The following is a 19,309-nucleotide window of genomic DNA, read 5'->3' as shown; positions in this document are numbered from 1 at the left end:
GGCCGCGGTGCTTTGCGCTGTCGTATTTGATCTCGCATCACCTGCTGTTTTGGAAGGCCCTCGCATGCGTCCCCATCTTTTGTCCCGTTCGCGTCGTGCTCTGTTTCTTGCCGGCGTCAGCATGGTCGCGATGGTGGTGAGTTCGGGGGCCAGCGCGCGCCCGTTCGGTTTCAACGGCAGTGCGCCGACGCCGGCAGCGGCCGCCTCGAGCGCGGCACAAGATGCCGCCCAGCAGGCGCTGCTGGCGGCGCAGAATTCGCAGCAGTCGCTGGCGCGCGCGACCAAGGCGATCCAGGCGCTGCAGGCGGCGCAAAGCGCGGCACGGGCGCTGGCGATGAATGCGCCGAGCTCGGTTCCCAACGGCCTTGTGATCGGCGGCCTGGTGCCGGACAGCGGTCTGAAATCGCCCGGCGTCGCCAATCCCGTCACCACCTGGGTCGGCGCCAACACGCCGACCCAAACCTCAAACGGCGGCAAGACCACGGTCAACATCGAGCAGACCCAGCAAAACGCGCTTTTGAACTGGCAGACCTTTAATGTCGGCCGCGACACCACGGTCAATTTCGACCAGAAGGGCAACGCCAACTGGGCGGCGCTGAACAAGATCGGCCCGAACGCCGCGCCGAGCCAGATCCAGGGCGCCATCAAGGCCGACGGCGCGGTCTATCTGATCAACCAGAACGGCATCGTCTTCAGCGGCTCCAGCCAGATCAATGTCAACACGCTGGTCGCCTCGACGCTGGGCCTTGGCATCAGCGATCAGGCGTTTCTGCAGAGCGGGCTGTACTCGAACCCCGTTCCCAACGGCCTGTCCGGCGCGGGCGCCGCGATCTTCAATCAGGGCGGTGGCGGCAAGATCCGGGTCGAGGCCGGCGCCATCATCGACACCACGAGCAAGATCACCGCGACGGGGGACGGCGGTTATGTGGCGCTGCTCGCCGACGGCGGTGTCAGCAATGCCGGCGCCATCACCACCCAGAACCGCCAGATCATCCTGGCGTCGGACAGCGCCATCACGCTGATCACGCCGCTGACCAGCGCACCGAACGGCACGCCCATTGTCGGCACCAGGACCGCGATCCAGGTGCTGGCCGGCGGCGGCGTCGTCACCAACGAGGCGAGCGGCCTGCTCATCTCCAACGCCGGCGCGGTTACGCTGGCGGGCGGATCGATCAACCAGCTCGGCGGCATCGTCGCCACCACCGGCACCACGCGCACCGGCTCGATCACCATGAGCGCGGCCTGCCTGCTGAGCTGCGCGAGCGGCGCCAATGGCAATATCGTGCTCGGGGCGTCCAGCCTGACCACGATCCTGCCGGACGAGACCAGCACCACGCTGCCGACCTCGACCGTCAATTCCACCACCAGCGCCAATGGCGCGACCAACGCGCCGTATTTCCAGACGGTGCTGCAGCCGCAGATCACCATCCAGGCGGCGGGCAGCGTCGACGTTCAGGGCAATGGCGCCGGCCTCGGCGGTGCGCAAATCAAGGCGCCGGGCGCCGCGGTCACGATCAGCGCAGCCACCGTGCTGCTCGAGCCGGGCAGCACCATCGATCTCTCCGGCCTTGCCGGCGTCACGCTGCCGATGTCGAACAACCTGGTGACGTTCAAGGTCACTGCCGCCGAGGTCGCCGACACGCCGCTGGCCCAGAGCCTGATCGGCAAGACTGTCACCATCGACCTGCGCCTGAGCGGCACCCGCGCCGACGGCTTCCGCTGGGTCGGCTCGCCGCTGCTCACGGCGGCCGGCTATGCCGGCCTGGTCCCGCAAGGCATCAGCCAGATCCTCACCCGTGGCGGCACGCTCACCACATCGGCCATCAACGTCATCCAGCAGCCCGGCTCCGTGATCAACGTCTCCGCCGGTTATGTCCAGTACAGCGGTGGCGTCATCAACACCACGCGCCTGCTCGGCGCCGACGGGCGCGTCTACGACATCGGCAGCGCCAATCCCAATATCACCTATGTCGGCATCGCCAACGGCTTCACGGTCCTGCACAACCGCAACGGCACCCTCGATCCGACGCTGACCGAAGTCTATCTCAGCCCGTTCGGCAAGGGCGGCCACTACGAGCAGGGCTATGTCTCCGGCGCCAACGGCGGTGCGATCAACATCACCGCCACCGCTCCGATCCTGGCCGGCGAGATCGTTGCCGACCTGATCGCCGGCAGGCGTCAGCGCGCGGGCCTCGATGCGATGCCCACCGGCGCCTCGCTGAACCTCACCTTCACGGGAGTCGGCGGCCCCAGCCTGTACAATGTGGTGCTCGGGCCGCAGGCGGACACTGGGCCGGATCCCTATGGCCTGAGCGGCTTCAGCTTTGCCAATGCCTCGACCTGGTCACCGACCCTGACCAACGGCCTGTTCCCGGTGTTCTCCGACCTGCTGTCGCATGCGTCGTTCAACGCCATCTCGATCAAGGGCGCGCATCAGCTCGACATGGCGACGGATGCGGTGTTGTCGGTGCGTCCCGGCGGCAGCATCACCCTGGACGGCGTGGCGACCATCGACGGCACGCTCAGCGCGCCCGGCGGCAAGATCAGCCTCACCGGTTTCACATATCCGCTCAACCAGCCACAGCGGCCGCCGACCGCGGCGCTGGTGATCGGGTCGCACGCGGTGCTGGATGTGCACGGCCTCTGGGTCAACGACGCCGGCCTCGGGCTCGATCAGATGCAGGGCGCGGCCTTCGTCAATGGCGGCTCGGTCAGCATCTCGACCATCGCAGCCAGCGACGGGCCGCGCATTGATGACGGCGCCTTCGTGGACGTCACCCAAAGCATCGTGCTGTCGTCGGGCAGCGTCATCGACCTGTCGGGCGGCGGTTATGTCACGCCTTCCGGCACGCTCAAGACCGGCGCCGACGGCCTGCCGGTCGGCAGGGGCGGCAGCCTGACACTGACGAGCTATGCCGGCGGCTTCCCCGGCCTGATTGCGACCACGGCTGGCGGCGGGACCAGCCCTATCAACGTCGTCCCTCACGGCACCAACCCCGACGGCAGCGTCAACCATCCCGATCAGGCCAATGTGCTGCTGGGCGGCACCATCTATGCGGGCGGCTTCGACGGCGGCGGCACCTTGACGCTGCAGGTGCCGACCGTGGTGATCGATGGCGCGGCCGGAGAGGTCACGTCCTATGTGTCCGGCGCGACGGCCGATGCGCTCGGCGGTTTGCCGGCGGCCGGTGCCGTGGTGTCGGACGCCAGGGCCGGCCAGCTCGTGCTGCCGACATCGTTCTTCCGCGGCGGCTTCTCGCAATATGTGCTGAGCGACATCTATGGCGGCACCACGATCACATCAGGCACGCAGGTGGTGCTGCAGCAGACCAATGCGTTGCCCACCGGCGCCGTGGCGCAGATTCCCACCGGCACGCTGGTACGCAGCTTCGCCTCCGTCGGGCTGTTGCCCGTCGGCCTGCGCCAGCCGGCCGGCCTCACCTTGAATTCCCAGACCGGTATCCTGATCGACCTCGGCAGCAGCATCGTGGCCGATCCGCGGGCCACCATCACCCTGAACGCAACCCGGCCGCAATTCGGCGCGCTGGTTGCGCGGGCGGAGGCGACAGTTCTCGGCAGCATCGTCGCGCCGGGCGGCACCATCGCCATCTCCGGCAACGAGGTTCACATCGGCGCCACCGCCGAGCTCGATGTCGGCGGCACCTTCGTGCCCGATCCGCGGGTGATCGCCTATGCCACCGGCACGGTGCTCGACGGCGGCACCATCACCCTTGCAGGTACGCTTACGGGGGCGGATTCGGACAGCGCCGTGGTGGTGGAGTCCGGAGCCCGGCTCGATCTGCAGGGCGCTGCAGTGTCGGCGGAGAGCAACCTGATCCAGCTGCCGCAGGGCGGCCTCGCGCCCGGTCTGGTCGGGCAGGCGGCCTGGAGCAATGGCGGCAACCTGCAGCTGTTCGGCACCAACGTCTATTTCGCCGGAACGTTCGACGCCGCCGGCGGTGCGCCGCTGGCGGGCGGCGGCAGTCTGACCGTCGGCAGCATCGTCAACACTCAAGCCCAGCCGACGCCGACCACGATCGTGGTGGAGCGCGCGGGTGTTGTCGCGGCGGAGTTGTCCGCTTTGCGTGCCGCGTCCACGCCGGGCGTCTTCATCGGTGTCGATACCCTGAGCAACAGCGGCCTGGATTCCGTCACCTTGAATGCCGCCAGCGGCGGCACCATCAAGTTCGGCGGTTCGCTCGACATCACGCTTCCGGGCGCCCTGACCCTCTACGCCAGCAGCGGGCACTTCGCGCTGGCCGACGCCAGCACGGTGAACCTGAACGCCGGCTATGTGCGCATTGTCGGAAAGGGGACTGTCAACGTGGCGCCAGCTGGGCTGACAGCGCCGGCTGCCGGCACCGGCACCTTGAATATCTCAGCGCAATGGATCGATCTGCAGAGCGCGATCGCGCTCGACCACGTCGGCAACGCCACGCTCACCAGCGCCTCCGCCATCCGGGCGCTGCCGTACGACTATGGTCTCGTCACGGGCCTCGGAAACTCGACCATCACGACCTTCGCCGGGGCGCTGCTTGTGCCGGGCAATCTCACGCTGCGCGCGGCCGAGATCTATCCGGCCAGCAACACCCAGTTCCTGCTGGCCTCGACGGCATCAGACGGCAAGCTGACCATCCTGCCGAACGGCCCCGCCACCATTCCATTGTCGGCCGGTGGCGGCCTCGTGCTCAGCGCCAGCACCATCGAGCAGGACGGCACGCTGTGGGCGCCGCTCGGCAACATCGTCATCGGTACGCCGACCGCGCTTCCGGCGGCCCTCTCGGTGCTGCTGGCCAACCCGAACGGCCTGGTCGACACAAAGACAAAGAGCGTGACCCTGGGCGCCGGCAGTCTCACGTCGGTGTCCGCGGCGGGCCTTGTCATTCCCGATGGCTTCACCATCGACGGCACCACCTGGTATCAGGGCGTCCCCAGCAGCGGTTCGGGCAATGTGCCGCCGGTGCTGTCGGCGCCGCCGTCCAAGGCGATCAGCCTGCTCGGCGGCAGCGTGACCACCAGTGCGGGCGCGGTGCTCGATCTCAACGGCGGTGGTGACATCTATGCCACCGAATATGTCGCCGGCACCGGCGGCACCCGCAACGTGCTCGCGACTTATCAGAAGGATCTCACAAGCGGCGCCCTGACGCCGACCTATGCCGACGGACGCCAGGTCTATGCCCTGGTCCCGAGTTATCAGGCGAAGGTCGCGGCGTATGATCCCAATTTCGCCTACACCTATTATTCCGGCCTGGTCGTGCCGAATGGCAGCAGCGCCACGGCCAACAGCGCGCAGCCCTACGCCAATGCGCTCACTCCTGGCCAGTCGGTGACCATCGCCGGCGGCAACGGCATCCCGGCCGGCACCTACACGCTCTTGCCCGGCATGTATGCGACGCTGCCCGGCGCTTACCGCGTGGTGCAGGTGGCCGGCAACGTCAACCCGAACACGCCCGTGAACTTCACCAGCCCTGACGGCTCGCAATACGTCACCGGTACCCTCGGCAATTCGATCACCGGCGCGAAGTCGTCGCAGACCGCCATGTTCCAGCTGCAGTCGCAGGCAGCGTGGTCGACATATTCGCGCATCGATATCACCTCGGGCACGGCCTTCTTCCGCAACCAGGCGCTGGCCGCGGGCAAGGCGCCGCCGCCGCTGCCGATCGACGGCGGCGTGCTGGTGCTCGGCGCCATCAACGCGCTCGACCTTGCCGGCACCAACCGCTTTGCGCCGGGGATCAGCGCTCTCGCGCCGGGCCTCGTGGGCGGCGGCGGCCAGGTCCAGATCGGCGGCCGGAACATCCTGGTGCTTGCCGCCGACAAGGATCTGCCGGCCGGCGTCTGCGTTGGCGGAAGTGCTGCCGGCTGTACGGATGCAACGAATTATCTCCTGCTCGATGCCGACCAGATCAGCAATCTCAGGGCGTCCTCGGTGCTGATCGGCGGCACCGCCACCGTGATCAACGGCGTGCAGAGCATCACCGCCACGGCACTCAATCTCGAAATCCTGACCGACGAGGCGCACAAGCTGACCGGGCCGGAACTGCTGCTGGTCGCGAAGGCCGGCGGCCGCGGCGTCGTGGTCGACGACGGCAGCTTCATCGCAGCGGCCGGCGCGGTGCCGGCGGGCACCAGCCGCGACATCAGTTTCGGGGCCGATCCCGTTGCCCAGTTCGACAACACTGGCAAGCTGACCGGATACACCGCCGGGATCAACGGCGATGGCGCGCTGGTGCGCGTCTCCAACGGCGGCACGGTGAACGTGACGCGGTTCTTCGTGCCCGGCCAATACGCCGGCCCCGGCACGCCGCCGACCGGTACCGCCCAGGGCGCCTTCTCGATCGGCGCCGGTGCGAACATCGACGGCGGCAATGCCCTGACCCTCGATACCAGCGGCAACGGCGCGCTCGCCTCCGACGCGGTGCTGAAGGCCAGGAATTACGATATCGCCGGTTCGGTCATCAACATCGGCAACAACATCGGCGGCAGCAGTTCCGGCATCGTGCTGGGCACGGACCGGCTCGCGGCTTTCAACGATGCGGTCTCGCTCCGCCTGCGCAGCGCCTCCGTCATCAATCTCTACGATGCCGGTGGTTTGCAGATCGGCGATGCCAGCCATCCCATCGGCACGCTGATCTTTGACAGCGCCGGGCTGTACGGCAAGGGCGGCAGCACCACGGTCAATGCCACCAACATCACCCTGGCCAACAGCCGCGGCGTCACCGGCAATTGCGTCGCCGGGAATTGCTTCAATATTACCACCGATGTCGGCGGCACGCTGACGCTCAACGCTGCAGGGACGATCACCGAGGACGTCGGCGCCAAGAGCCTGGGCGGCTTCGGCCAGATCAATTTGAACGCCGGATCGGCCATCGCCTTCAGCGGCTCCGGCAGCCTCAATGCGGCACCGGCTGCCGCCGCCACGGCGTCGCTGGGGGTCGTCAGCATTGCGGTGACCGCAGGTGGCTCGGGCTACAGCAATGGCGACTTGGTCACGATCACCGGAGCCGGCGGGCAGGGGTTCACCGGCACCGCCGTGGTCGACGTCAACGGTACGGTCATTGGCGTCAACATCACCGCCACGGGTTCCGGCTATACCGGCCCCATTACCGCGGTCAGTGTTACCAACACCCATGGAGGCAGCGGCGCCACGCTCACGGCTTCGCTCGGCGTTGTCGGTATTTCCATTGCCAACCAGGGCGATGAATACACCGCCGTTCCCACACTCTCGATCGCGGGCGGTGGAGGGGCGGGTGCGACGGCCACGGCGGCGATCGCAAGCGGTGGCGTCAGTCAGTTAGCGCTGACCAACGGGGGCTCTGGCTATACCAGTGTTCCGACCGTCAGCTTCTCCGGCGGAAACCGTCGTCCAGCCAACGTGGTGCTGTCCGCGCCGGTGATCGTGGTCAACAGCGGCGCGACGCAGTCGCTCGTGACGTCGGGCGATGTCACGCTTCAGACCGGGGCGGGGGCCGCGCCGGCCAGCGTCGCCACCAATATCGGCGGCGCGCTCGCCATCGCCGGCGGCACCATCACGGACACCGCCGTGATCCGCGCGCTGTCGGGCAATGTCAGCCTCACCGCGACAGCCGGCAACGTCCTGCTCGGTGCCGGAGCGCTGATCGATGCCTCCGGTTCGCGCATCACCATCCTCGATATCGTCCAGGATACGCCGGGCGGCAACGTGCAGCTCGCGTCGGTCACCCGAGATGTCGTGATCAATCCGGGCGCGGTCGTCAGCGTGGCTGCGGCGGGCAACGGTTATGCCGGATCGGTCTCCATCCTGGCCGCGAACAAAGCGACGCTTGACGGCACCATCGACGGCCATGCCGCATTCAAGGGGCTGGGCGGTGATTTCACGCTTCAGGCCGACCGCCTGACCAATCCCAGCCTGTCGGGGATCGTGGGCTTCACCGGCAGCTTCGCCATGCGGCTCGTGAGCGACAACATCGTCGTCGACAATCTCGTCTCCAGCAAGGTGCTGCTGCTGTCCGACAAGGGCAGCGTGACCGTGAACGGCACGATCGATGCCAGCGGAGCCAATGGCCAGATCGCGCTGTATGGCGGCGCCGGCGTCACCGTCAACAGCGGCGCGGTGCTCGATGCATCCTTCAAGCCCTACGACAAGCTCGATCCGCTGTATGCCAAGGGCACGGCCAATCTGGTGCAGAAGGGCGGCACCATCACGCTGGGCACGACGGGCACGCCCGACGGCACTCTCAATGCGCAATACGGCTACCAGAACGTGTCGACGTCGGGCGCGATCATCGTTGCCGACGGCGCCACCTTCAATGTCAGCGGCGGCGCCGGCGGCCCCAACATCGACAACACCGGCGGCTCGGTGATCATCCGCGCCCCGATCCTGACCAGCGGCGGCGTTAATGTCGACTTCAAGGGCACCGTCGTCACCAATGCCGATATCAACGGCAACCCCAGCGGCAGCGGCGTGGTGCTCAACGCCTATGCGGTGTGGAGCACCACCGACGGCTGCTCCTTGATCGCCGGCGGCTGCGGCAGTGTCACCACCGTTGCGGCCTACAATGCCCTGACGCCCGAGCAGCAGGCGCAGCTGCGGCAGCATTTCGACGGCATCATCGATCCCGCGGGATTCTTCGATGCCTCGCTGACCAACGGCAAGCCGACCCAGATCATCTTTGCCAGCAATGGTCTCTATCCGACCTCGACGTTGACGAATCCGGCCACCGGGGCGTATCGGCCCCATGTCGATTTCTACCAGGACACGCTGCTGCGCTTTGTCAACAATCCGTTCGACACCACGGCGGTGGCCGCCAGCTTCGCCGGCGCCAGGCTGCGGGTCGGCAACTCTGCCGCGGCGCCGCTGCCGTCGTCGATGCTCCACCTGCGGCCCGAGATCGACCTGGTCAATCCGAGTTCGACCATCAACAACGGCAACATCACCGTCGCCAGCAACTGGAATCTCGGCGCGGGCGTGACCGACAGATCCGGCAACACCACGCTGAGTTATCGCACCAGCCTGGGCGAACCGGGAACGCTGGCGCTCCGCGCGTATAACAACGTGGTGATCAACGCCACCATCACCGACGGCTTCTATCAGCCTTATACGCCGCCGCCGCCGCCCGCAGGCGGCGCGGCGGACGCCTACGACCAGGAAACGGCCACGTCGGCTTTCCGCGACTATGAGAATCTGTTTGTCGGTGGGGACCTGTTCTACAGCGGCTCGACTATGGACGTTGTCGGCTTTCCTGGTTTCACGTCCTCGCGCGTGGACGCGGCGTTCTTCAATCTTGCCGATACGCCAGAAAACCTTGCGCTATTTAATTCCCTGCAATTTCATCTGCAGAAACCGACAAGCATCGGCAGCCTGACCGGCGACACCCGGGTGATCGATCAATACGACCAGTTCTATATTCAGTACGTGAACATGTATCACGCCTACATGACCGAGATCGTGCAGGTGAATACGAATGCGGCCACTGATCCGCTTTTTGGGCTTCCGCCGGGGTTTGGCGCCTATGTGCCTTATGCTGCTCTGCCGGATCTGTACACGCAATTTACCGGCGGAGCGCCGGCCGTTCCATCTGCCATTCCCGTAGCTCCGAATGCGACAAATCCTTACCTTTATTATAACATCAAATCCGGCGCCCAGCCTGGGACGGGCATGGATTATGTGTCGCAATGGCAAAACTATTTCTTTGGTGTCGTTGATGCGAATTTAGTCAATGCTTCTAGGATTCAATTCGGTGTTCCCACATCGCTGGACGCGGCATTGAACGGCAAGCCGAAGACACTCGCCAATGTCGCAGGCATCGACGCTCCAACCTGCCTCGTTTGTTATGCGGTCACGCCGCCATCCTCGCCGCTGGCCTATCTCACGCTGTTCCCGGACACGTACGTGGCCTCGCCGGCACCGGTGCCGGCACCGCCACCGCCGGCCAACATGATCGCCAACAACCCCGCGATTGACAGCGTGACAGGGGCGGCGGCCTTCAATACTACGTCCGCGTCGCAACTGATGTCATCAGCCCTCAGCGGCAAGGGCAGCTTCTCTTATGACCTCGTCGCCGGCGCCGCTTTCACCGGGACTGCGCCGTCGGTCGATCCCAATGCGGTGATCGCGACATCGTCGCTGTCGTCCACGCTGACGGGCAACGTGGCGATCGACGGGCACACCTCGTACGCGAATGCCCAGAGGAACGGTCTGACCATCGTCATCCCGACCCTGGTGCGCACCGGCACCGGCTCCATCACCATCGCGGCCGCCGGCAATGTCGAACTGCTCGACCAGGTGGCGCCGGGCGCGGTCTATACCGCCGGTGCCGCAGTGGACACGCCGTCCGATTTCAGGGCGCCGACCCTGCCGGCGGCCTATACCAACAGCCCGAACGGCCTCGTCAGCACGCCGGCCTGGGGTGTCGGCGGCGGTGCGGTCACCGTAACCGCCGGCGGCTCGATCATCGGCATCGAAATGCCGATGGACACCGACGGCAGCCAGACCGGCGTGACCGGCGCCCTGACGGGCCAGCTCTGGAGCGACTGGTACATCCATTACGGCCAGTCGGACGGCAGCACCACGCCGTTCGCGGCTTGCGCGGTCGCGAGTTCGGTCGCCTGCCAGACCGCCGCCTGGATCAACTACGCCACCTTCTTCCAGGGCTTCGGCGCGCTCGGCGGCGGCAACATCACGCTGGCGGCGGGCGCCGATATCATCGATATCGGCGCCTCGCTGCCGGAGACGTTGGTCGTGAGAGGCGGAACCGGCGCCCGCGATGCCAGCGGCAACCTGATCGGGCCCACGGCCGTCTATTATGGCGGCGGCAACCTCAGCGTCACCGCCGGCCGCGATCTCCTGAGCAGTAACTTGCTGGTCGGCCGCGGCAGCGGCCTGATCAAGGTCGGCGGGGAGGTGCAGGCCACCACCAGCAATCCGCTCAACCAGGGCAAGCCGACCATCGGGATCACAAGGGGTGGTCCAGTCATCAGCTCGTATGCGCTGCCGCTGCAACTCGCGGTGCAGGACGGCTTCATCGACCTGATCGCCCGGGGTTCGGTGACCCTCGGCAATGTCTACGACCCCGCTTCGCTGCCACTCGGTGCCGTGGTGCAGACGCCGCTCACGGCTCTGCCGGGCGGCACCACCGAAAATAGCTTCTGGAGCAACTTCTTCACCAGTTACGGTCCGGGCAGCGGCGTCTCATTGACCAGCGTCACCGGCGACGTCACGGCTCTGACGGTCTCTCCGTCCGTCATCGGCGGTCTGTTTGTCCACAATCCGGCCTTCGCCCCAGGCAGCCTTGTGCCATCCACCACCGTCGGGCTGCTGCTGCCCGCCACCCTCGAGCTGGCGGCGCTCAGCGGGGATATTGCCGTCAACAAGACGGGTACCAACATCTTCGGAAACGCAAACCTGGTGCCGTACCCGACCCAGACCGGAGGCGACACCGGGACCATCAGCCTTGTCGCCGCCGGCTCGATTGATCTCGGGCTTGGCCTGGCGATGCCTGATCTCGGCACCGCGACCACGCAATATGTCGGCCGGAACTCGAATCTATTGGACTATGCCAACTACATCAGCCCGCTCGGGGTGCCGTTGCCCAGCCTGACCCTGGCGCTGCATGCCAATGATCCCGATCCGGTGATCATTGCGGCCGGGCAGGATATCTATGCCGTCGATGCCGACCGCGGCCTTGCCGCCAATTTGACCCTGATCAAGCCGGCGCGGATCGAGGCGGGCAACAACATCTATGCGGGCTTGGTCCAGGGAGGAGAGCTCCAGACAACCGGCAATGGCGCGTCGAGCTCTGGTTTCAGGTTCATCGGCCAGAACAACAATGTCGGCGACATCACCAGCATCGTGGCGGGCCACGATCTGGTCGGCGGCTCCTATTATCTCTACGGTCCCGGCGACTTCGTGCTGCAGGCCGGGCATGACATGGGGCCGTTCGCGCCCTCCGGTGCGCCGCTGGCCACATCAACCTCGGGCATTGCCACGTTCGGCAACGGGAGTGCTATTGGCAGCACGTTCGCCAATCTGTCCGCCACCAACGCTCTCCGGCCCTATTTGCCGGCGCAGGGCGCCCGGATCAACTTGCTGTTCGGTGTCAAGCCCGGCATCGATTATGTGGCCGCGATTGCGGCCTACGCCGATGCGAAGGTGGCGGCCGATACCGGCATCGATTTCATACTTCCGATCGCGCGGCAGCTCGATCAACTGGTCGATCAACTGATCCGGCTGCGTGCGATCGCCGCCGGCATCTCCGATCCGAAGGTCGACGTCACCTTGACGGCGAGCGAGGCCGCCGTGGTGTACCGCGCCCTGTCGACGGCGCAGATCAATCAGGTGCTGAATGGTCTCGCCGCCAAGGCGGGCTTTCCGCAGCTGACGTTCAATCTGCAGGCCGCGGATATCGCCGGCCTGCAGCAGCAGCAACGGCAGATCGATCTGTCGATCAACCGCAACTTCATGGATTTCGTGGCCCAGGTGGGCAGGGACCATGAGACTTCGTCGAGCACCTATTATCAGCAATACGCTCGCGCCTATCAGGCGATTTCGACGTTGTTCCCGGCCGGCAACGGCTACACCGACAACGCCACCGGCAGCGGCAACGGCGCGGCCGTCAAGATCGCGACCGGCAAACTCAATGTCGCGGCTTCGCTGGTCGAGACCCAGATGGGCGGCGACATCAACATCCTGGGGCCGGGTGGCGGCATCACTGTCGGTCATGCCTCCCTCGACACGCTCAAGCCGAACCAGGAGGGCATCCTGACGCTTGCCGGCGGCACCGTCCGTACTTTCACCGACGACTCCATCCTGGTCAACCAGAGCCGCATCATGACCCAGCAGGGCGGCGACGTCAGCCTGTTCGTCGCCAACGGTGACATCAACGCCGGCTCGGGGCCGAAGACCTATGCCTCGAGCCCGGCGGTCAGCATGATCTGCACCGCCTTTGGCTACTGCTATACCAATCCGCAGGGCCTGGTCACCGGCGCCGGCATCGCCGCCCTGGTGACGCTGCCGGGGCAGGACAAGACCAAGAGCAACGTGACGCTGGTCGCGCCCCGTGGCACCATCGACCTCGGTTCTGCCGGCGTGCGTGGCAACGACATCTTCATTGTCGCACCGATCGTGCTCAACTCCTTTAACGCCCAGTCCACCGGCACCGTTACCGGTCTCGCGACCGCGCCGGTGCCGAACGCCGCGCTGACCGCGCCCACCAACGTGACAGCTGCGACCCAGCAGTCCGGCCAGCCCGGCGCTGCCAAGCCTAACGAGCAGCCCTCCATCATCATTGTCGAGGTGGTGGGTTATGGCGGCAGTGGTGGTGGTGTCGACAGCGGTGATGATGAGCGCCGCCGGCGAGGGCAACAGTAGTTTGTAGGGCGGTTAGTCGCAGCGTAACCGCCATTGATGTCGCGCGCTGATCATGATGGCGGGTTACGGTGGCGTTCAACCGCCCGACGATTTTTTCTCTGTCGTTGCCGGGCTTGTCCCGGCAACCCCGATCAGGGGCGCAGTGCGGTGCCGCTTCCGATCAGCAGCGCTCTACCTCCCTAAGCGAGGTCACCGGGACAAGCCCGGTGACGACATAGTGGGAGTCGAACGTGTCCGTCGTACCAATGGAGTAACAATGACTTTCCTGCTTGGGATGCTCACCGGAATGGCGCTGCTGAGCGGTCTCGCCTGGATCGCCGCGCTGGTGCTCAACGAAACAACCCGGCATGACGAGCCGCGGGTGAAGCCGAATCCGCATCTGCATTACGATCCGTTGTGAGCAATGGAGAGAGTCGAGCAAACCGTAGTGAGCGTCGCTGTGTCTCGGCAAATTCAGTGTCATCGTCCGGCTTGACCCTACGAGATGCACACATCTCGATCCGCGACGTCTTGATGTCGAGACGATGATTTTGCGGCTCCCTCCCCCCTTGTGGGCAGGGCTATCGCATATGGCTGAGGATCTGCATGAGGAAGGTATCGTCCCAGCCGGCGCGCTTGATTTTGCGGCGCAGAGAAGCTCGATCCGGGTGAGTTCGCAGAATGTTGAGGGCCAGCCTTCGCAGAATGGCGAGGTTCTCGGGAGCGTTGTCTTTTCGCGCACGATTGCCATCCTCGGCGAAATGGACGTCGAGGACCCAATGAAGCTGGTTCTCGATGCCCCAGTGACTGCGCGTGACGTGCAGCAGCCGCTTGGGGGAGATGTATTTGGACAGCAAATAGTATCGCACGGCCGGGGCATCGGCCCGCCGACCCCGCAAGCGCCTGCGCGATGTGACGCGGCCCACCGCAGCCGCGCCCGGGAAGCCGTAGAGGGTGGCCAAGCTGGTATTGCGCATGATGGTCGCGCGCCGAGCTTCGCGCCGATCGTGGGTGGATTGGTTGATCTGCTCGGCGACGCTGCGCTTGCCCGATCGCGCAAACTGTTGCGTAACCGCGGTGAACAAATGCCCGCGGTTTGCCTTGATCGCCAGAACATAGTGGCCGCCACGCTCGCGCACCGCTGCCGCAAAGGCTCGGTGGCAATGCAGTGCGTCGGCTGTAACGATGCAGCCTTCGAGGGACAGAAGCTCGATCACTTCCAAAGCGCCCGCCGTCTCGTTGCGACCGGGTGCTTTCTGCTGGGCCAAAGCCATACGGGCGTCCACCGCAAAGACGTTGACCAGATGCAGCGGCGTGGCCTTGCCACCGCGTTCGTAGGCCCCGCGCAAAGCCTTGCCGTCGACTGCCACCACTCCAGAAAGCTTGAGCCCATTGGCCTTGGCAAAGGCGGCCATGAAACGACGGAATGCGTTCTCGAAGGCCTGCGGCTTGAGCAGGCGGAACACCCGGCTGAACGTATCGTGGCTCGGGATGCCATGCTCCAGACGCAGGAACAGCCGCAACAGCCCCTCTTTGGACTGGCCGAAGTCCGCCATATCCGAGCAGGACTCCGCCCCACACAACGTTGCCGCCAGCGCGATGAACAACACTTCCAGCAGGTCGTGCCTTGCATTCTCCGCCCGCGGGTCCGGCAGTTGCCGAAAACTGCTCCTGAACTGCTCCATCCGACTCCCTCCGTGATCCGGGAGTCATGTTCAGAATCCGTCTTGCCTTCCAATGCAATAGGGGACGCAAAGCCATATGCGATTCCCCTGCCCTTGTGGGGGAGGGTGGGGGGAAGGGGGGTACCCAGTACTCTGAGATTGAAATGAGCCGTGTGAGCCATCGATGAGCTGAGTTCCAGAGGTCCGACCGGGTCGATTCCTGACATTTTGGACCGGGCTGATGCCTGACAGTATTCGGTCATTGTTTTGCTGTCGCTGCCGTTTTCTGCTGAACACGGAACCGGGCGCGCGGGGGAGCAAAGCGGAGGAAACGGTGGTCACGATCGATCACCCCCAGATCCCGGTCGCAGAAGCGCAGGATGTGGCCGCCGGTGTCGCGTTCGGCGAGACCAACGAGTTCGCCTGCAAGCGCTTCACCGACGAACACGAGCTCGCCGCGCCATTTGATTTCGCCGGAGGAACGCACACGGCGGACCTCATGATAAGCATCGTACCAGGGGTCATGGAGATGGCTCGGCAGGGCGCGCGACGGCGACTGCCAGAGCTTGGCGGGCGGCGCTTGATCGAGAGCCTCGTGCGGCCGCTCCTGGTTGAAGTGGTGGCGGAAGACGTCGAACCGGCGCTGCTGCTCGGCAGCCGTTGCCGCCGGCGGTTTCGAGGTCTCAGCCTTCAGAGTGCGGTGCATGCGCTCGTGCCGGGCGTTGTCCTGCGGACTCGCCGGCGGGATGTAGTGCGGCTCGATGCCGAGCTTGAGCCACCACACCGAGAGTGCCGAAAGGCCGCCCGCCCCGTGGATCCGAACGGTGTACCGTTATCGGAGCGGATCGCATCGGGAAGGCCAATGTCCGCGAAAACGCGTTCCAGCGCGCCTTTAACGCCAGCCCAGGTCGGATCGACGATGCGGACCTCGACAAGAAAGCGGCTCGCAGCATCCGTGATGGTGAGCGGATCGCAGCGTGTCCCGTCGCGGGTTCGAAACCAGCCCTTAAAGTCGATCGACCATTCCTCATTGGGGACGCTTGCCGGCGCCACCACCTCGCCCTGTGCAATCGCTCGACGTCGGCGACGGCGTGTCTCGACCAAGCCTTCCCGCTTCAGGATGTCGCCGATCGTCGACGCCGCAGGCCAGTCGATCTCGGGCCGCCCGCGCTCAAGCCATGCCTTGACCTTCTTCGGGCCGAAATGCGGGAACCGTCGCCGTGTCGCGATGAGGCAGTCGGCCAGTTGGCTAGCCGTCGCATGCGGACAGCTCTCCACCGCGTGGCTTCTCTCCTCGAACCAGTGCGGCTCCCCGCTCGCGCGGCGGCGCTTCCACACGTAGAAGGTCTCCCGGCTGATGCCATACCGCGCGCACAGCTCCGTCACCGAAAATGCTCCCGTCTCGTACTCCGAAACAACGCGATACGCTCCTCCATAGGACTGCTCTCCCTGAAAGGCATCGCCTGATCCTCCATCGAATCAGACGAAGCTTGCCTGTCAGGAATCAACCCGGGTCAAATTGTCAGGACTCAGCCCAGTTTGTACCGTACCACCAGAGCGCCCCCCCCCCTCCCTATCCCTCCCCCACAAGGGGGGAGGGAACAGCTCTTTGCATCGGCGGAGGGTCAGGGATCAACCGATGGCGAAGATGTGTGAACGTCATAGGGCTTGACCGGACGATCCAGTACACGCCGAAATCAATCATGAAATGAAGCGGTACGTTCTGGTTGGTTGTATTCCGCGATTATCAACGCGCTCGGTTACTGGATCGCCCGGTCCTTCGGCCGGGCGATGACATCGGGGATGATGCGCCTGTAATAACAAGCCCGGTGACGACGCCGCGAATTCAACAAATATTGTGTCGGCTCGAACAAAAAACGGCCGGGCCTCATCGAGAACCCGGCCGTTATCGTCTGTCATTGCTGCGATCATGATCCGGTGATCTCTCACCGGATCTCGACCTCATCCTTGCTTACTTCGCACCGCCGGTGACGCCCTGGCAGCCGTCGGTCTGCGTGCCTGACGCATTGTAGGCCGCGATCGCGCTGGTCCGGCCGCCCGCGGCACTCGTCCTCAGGTAGGTCTGCACCACGCTACCAGCCCATGCGCCGTCGACCTCATGGAAACCGTTGTTGCGGATGACCTTGGCGACGTTGGGATCAAATCCGGGGGCGTTGGGATTCGACGTCGCGGGGTTGTAGGGCGGCAACGAGCCGAGCGATCCGCCGAAGAACCAGGCCAGCCAGTTCTTCACTGCCGGCACCCGGGCGCCTGTGGTATCGCTGTAGCAGCTGTAGACGTTGACATAGCTCGCGCCCGTGAGCGGATAGTCGGTCTCCGTCTGCAGCGGGATGCCGATGACGGACAGGCCGTCATAGGTCACGCCACCCGCCACGCTTCCGCTGGCATAGACCTGCCCATAGATGTTCCAGGCATTGTGGTTGCTGTTCGGCCCGGGAGCGACGAGACCGGAGAACGCCTGTGCGGCGTTGGTCGGCGTCGGCGCGACGAAGTTCGCCGCCACGCCGTCGAGACCGGTCTGGCCGGGGTGATAGACGCCGAAGATGCGCTGCACTTCGTTCTGGACGCTGGCCGACAGCGGGGCCGGGGCGGAGATCGTGACGCCGGCGATTTCCTCGGTCACGGTCTGCGCATAGGGCTGGGTGAAGTCGACACTGAGGTAACCGATCCGGCCGGCGAGAAGCGAGCCGGTTCCGATCTTGAGCGCCTGTTGGTTGGCGCCCTCGGCGCTGATCCAGCGCGGATCCGGCCGCTCCTGATCGTCGTCCACATCGTACGGATCGTTGTGGTCGTCGGCTTCGCCCTTCACCGCCTTGATGTTTTTGAGCAGGTTGCGGAACTTGCTCGACGGCAGGTTGGCCGTGGTGGCGCCGCCGACACCGACGCCGGTGAAGATCTTCTTGTAGTTGTAGGTGCCGGTCGGGTCGAGCAGCGGGCAGAGGTTGGCGAGGTAGTTGGTCAGGATGAAGCTCGTGCCGGCGTCGTCGGAGCGGTACACCACCTTGATGGGCAGGCGGCGGCTGGTGTAGCTGACGGGGGTCAGCGTGCCGTTGGTGTTGTCGTCATAGAAGTGCTGGAACTGCTGCACGCCGTCCGCATCGAGAGTGGGGATCAGCGTCGTGGTGTCCTGCCAGTCCGTCACGGTCGCCGAGAAGATCGCGCAGAGCTGCGCCGCGGAGAGCTGGAGCGCGCCGCCGGCCTGGGTGTTCGGCGACAGCGCCGACTGGTTGGTCCAGGTCGCGCCGGCGAGGGAGTTCGCGGTGTTGACCGCGATGGCGACGGGCACTTGCAGGGCCGGGATCTGGATCGGCGCGCCGACAGCCGCGGTGTTGAAGCTCACGACCGTGCTGGTCTTCGCGCCGATCAGGAGGGTGTTCTGCCAGTTGGTCGTCGGCACGAAGCTGCCGAACGAGACGGTGGTCAGGCTGGCGACCGTGCTGGCCAGCGGTGCGTCGCTCGCCGCGAAGTCGAGCCGCGGATACGGATAGCTCGAGAAATTGGCGTTGGCCGTGTCGCGGTACGGCGGCTTGGCCGAGGGCTTCCTCACCAGCGCCGGCGCCGTATCAGGGCTGCCGCGGAACAGCTGGCGTGCGTCGTTGGCGATGTAGGCGCGCTGGCCGTTGCCGGAGCCGACGGCGGCGAACAGGCCCTCGACCGAGGTCGAGACCAGCGTGCAGCTGGTCGGCAGCTGGTTCGGGCTCGGCGGCGAGAAGGTGAAGCCCGGCGAGAAGGTCTGGCCGTCATTGGCGAGGGTGGCGCCCTCGTAGCAGTCGAAGATCTGCCGCAGCGCCAGCGAGGGCAGCGTGCTGCCGCCGCCGTAGAGGCCGGTCTGGGCCGCGGCCGGCTGGGCCGCGCCGATCACGGCGGCGGCCGACAGCACGACCAGCGAGGTCGAGCCCAGCAGGCGCCCGGCAAAGGATGTCGTCGTCATTTTTTAACTCCCTGTTTGACAGCGTGATGCGGCGTCGCGCGACCCGCTCATGGTCTCGGGACCGGAAGGATCTTGTTCGATGCGAAGTGGATGTTGCTGAAGAAGACCTTTGGGAAGTCCTTGAAGATCATGGGACGGCAAGACGCGCAGGGCCTCACAACCCTCCGCGCCGTATCGACAACGACGCCAGTGCAGTGCTCACATTGTCTTAGACAATTTGAATCGAGACGAAGCGCAGCGATTTTTGCCTTATTTTTGTGGGCGCGCCGACTTTTCGATGCACGCGCGCAATCGTCGTCTCGTTGTCATGACTGCGCTTGTTGCGACGAGACGCATCGTCCCCAACGATGTCATCGCCCGGCCGAA

Annotated in this window: 6 protein-coding genes; 2 read left to right on the top strand and 4 right to left on the bottom strand. The window is 65.4% G+C overall.

Features of this window, described 5'->3' with window-relative positions; translation table 11 throughout:
- Positions 1-64: 64 nt before the first annotated feature.
- Positions 65-13,348: a filamentous haemagglutinin family protein gene (locus RS897_RS34820; RefSeq protein WP_315833198.1), complete on the top strand. Its 13,284-nt coding sequence runs from the start codon at positions 65-67 to the stop codon at positions 13,346-13,348.
- A gap of 256 nt (positions 13,349-13,604) precedes the next feature.
- On the top strand, positions 13,605-13,748 hold the full coding sequence (locus RS897_RS34815) for a hypothetical protein (RefSeq protein ID WP_315833197.1): 144 nt from the start codon (positions 13,605-13,607) through the stop codon (positions 13,746-13,748).
- Positions 13,749-13,908: 160 nt separating this feature from the next.
- On the opposite strand, the gene RS897_RS34810 is transcribed toward RS897_RS34815, so the two are convergent.
- From RS897_RS34810 to RS897_RS34795, 4 genes are all read right to left on the bottom strand, one after another.
- Entirely contained in the window at positions 13,909-15,012 is a 1,104-nt protein-coding gene (locus tag RS897_RS34810) for an ISAs1 family transposase (RefSeq protein WP_315833196.1), read from the bottom strand.
- 238 nt (positions 15,013-15,250) lie between these two features.
- Entirely contained in the window at positions 15,251-15,697 is a 447-nt protein-coding gene (locus RS897_RS34805) for an integrase core domain-containing protein (RefSeq protein WP_315831059.1), read from the bottom strand.
- Positions 15,682-16,377, bottom strand: a complete 696-nt coding sequence (locus tag RS897_RS34800) for a DDE-type integrase/transposase/recombinase (RefSeq protein ID WP_315833195.1) — start codon at positions 16,375-16,377, stop codon at positions 15,682-15,684. The genes RS897_RS34805 and RS897_RS34800 overlap by 16 nt, the downstream gene beginning before the upstream one ends.
- 586 nt (positions 16,378-16,963) lie before the next feature.
- The gene (locus RS897_RS34795; RefSeq protein WP_315833194.1) at positions 16,964-18,943 is read right to left on the bottom strand and encodes a substrate-binding domain-containing protein; all 1,980 of its coding nucleotides are present in this window, start codon (positions 18,941-18,943) and stop codon (positions 16,964-16,966) included.
- Positions 18,944-19,309: the final 366 nt, after the last annotated feature.

The sequence above is a fragment of the Bradyrhizobium prioriisuperbiae genome (assembly GCF_032397745.1).
In the GTDB taxonomy this organism is placed as follows: Bacteria; Pseudomonadota; Alphaproteobacteria; order Rhizobiales; family Xanthobacteraceae; genus Bradyrhizobium_A; species Bradyrhizobium_A prioriisuperbiae.
This window is presented reverse-complemented; position numbering and strand designations above follow the sequence as displayed.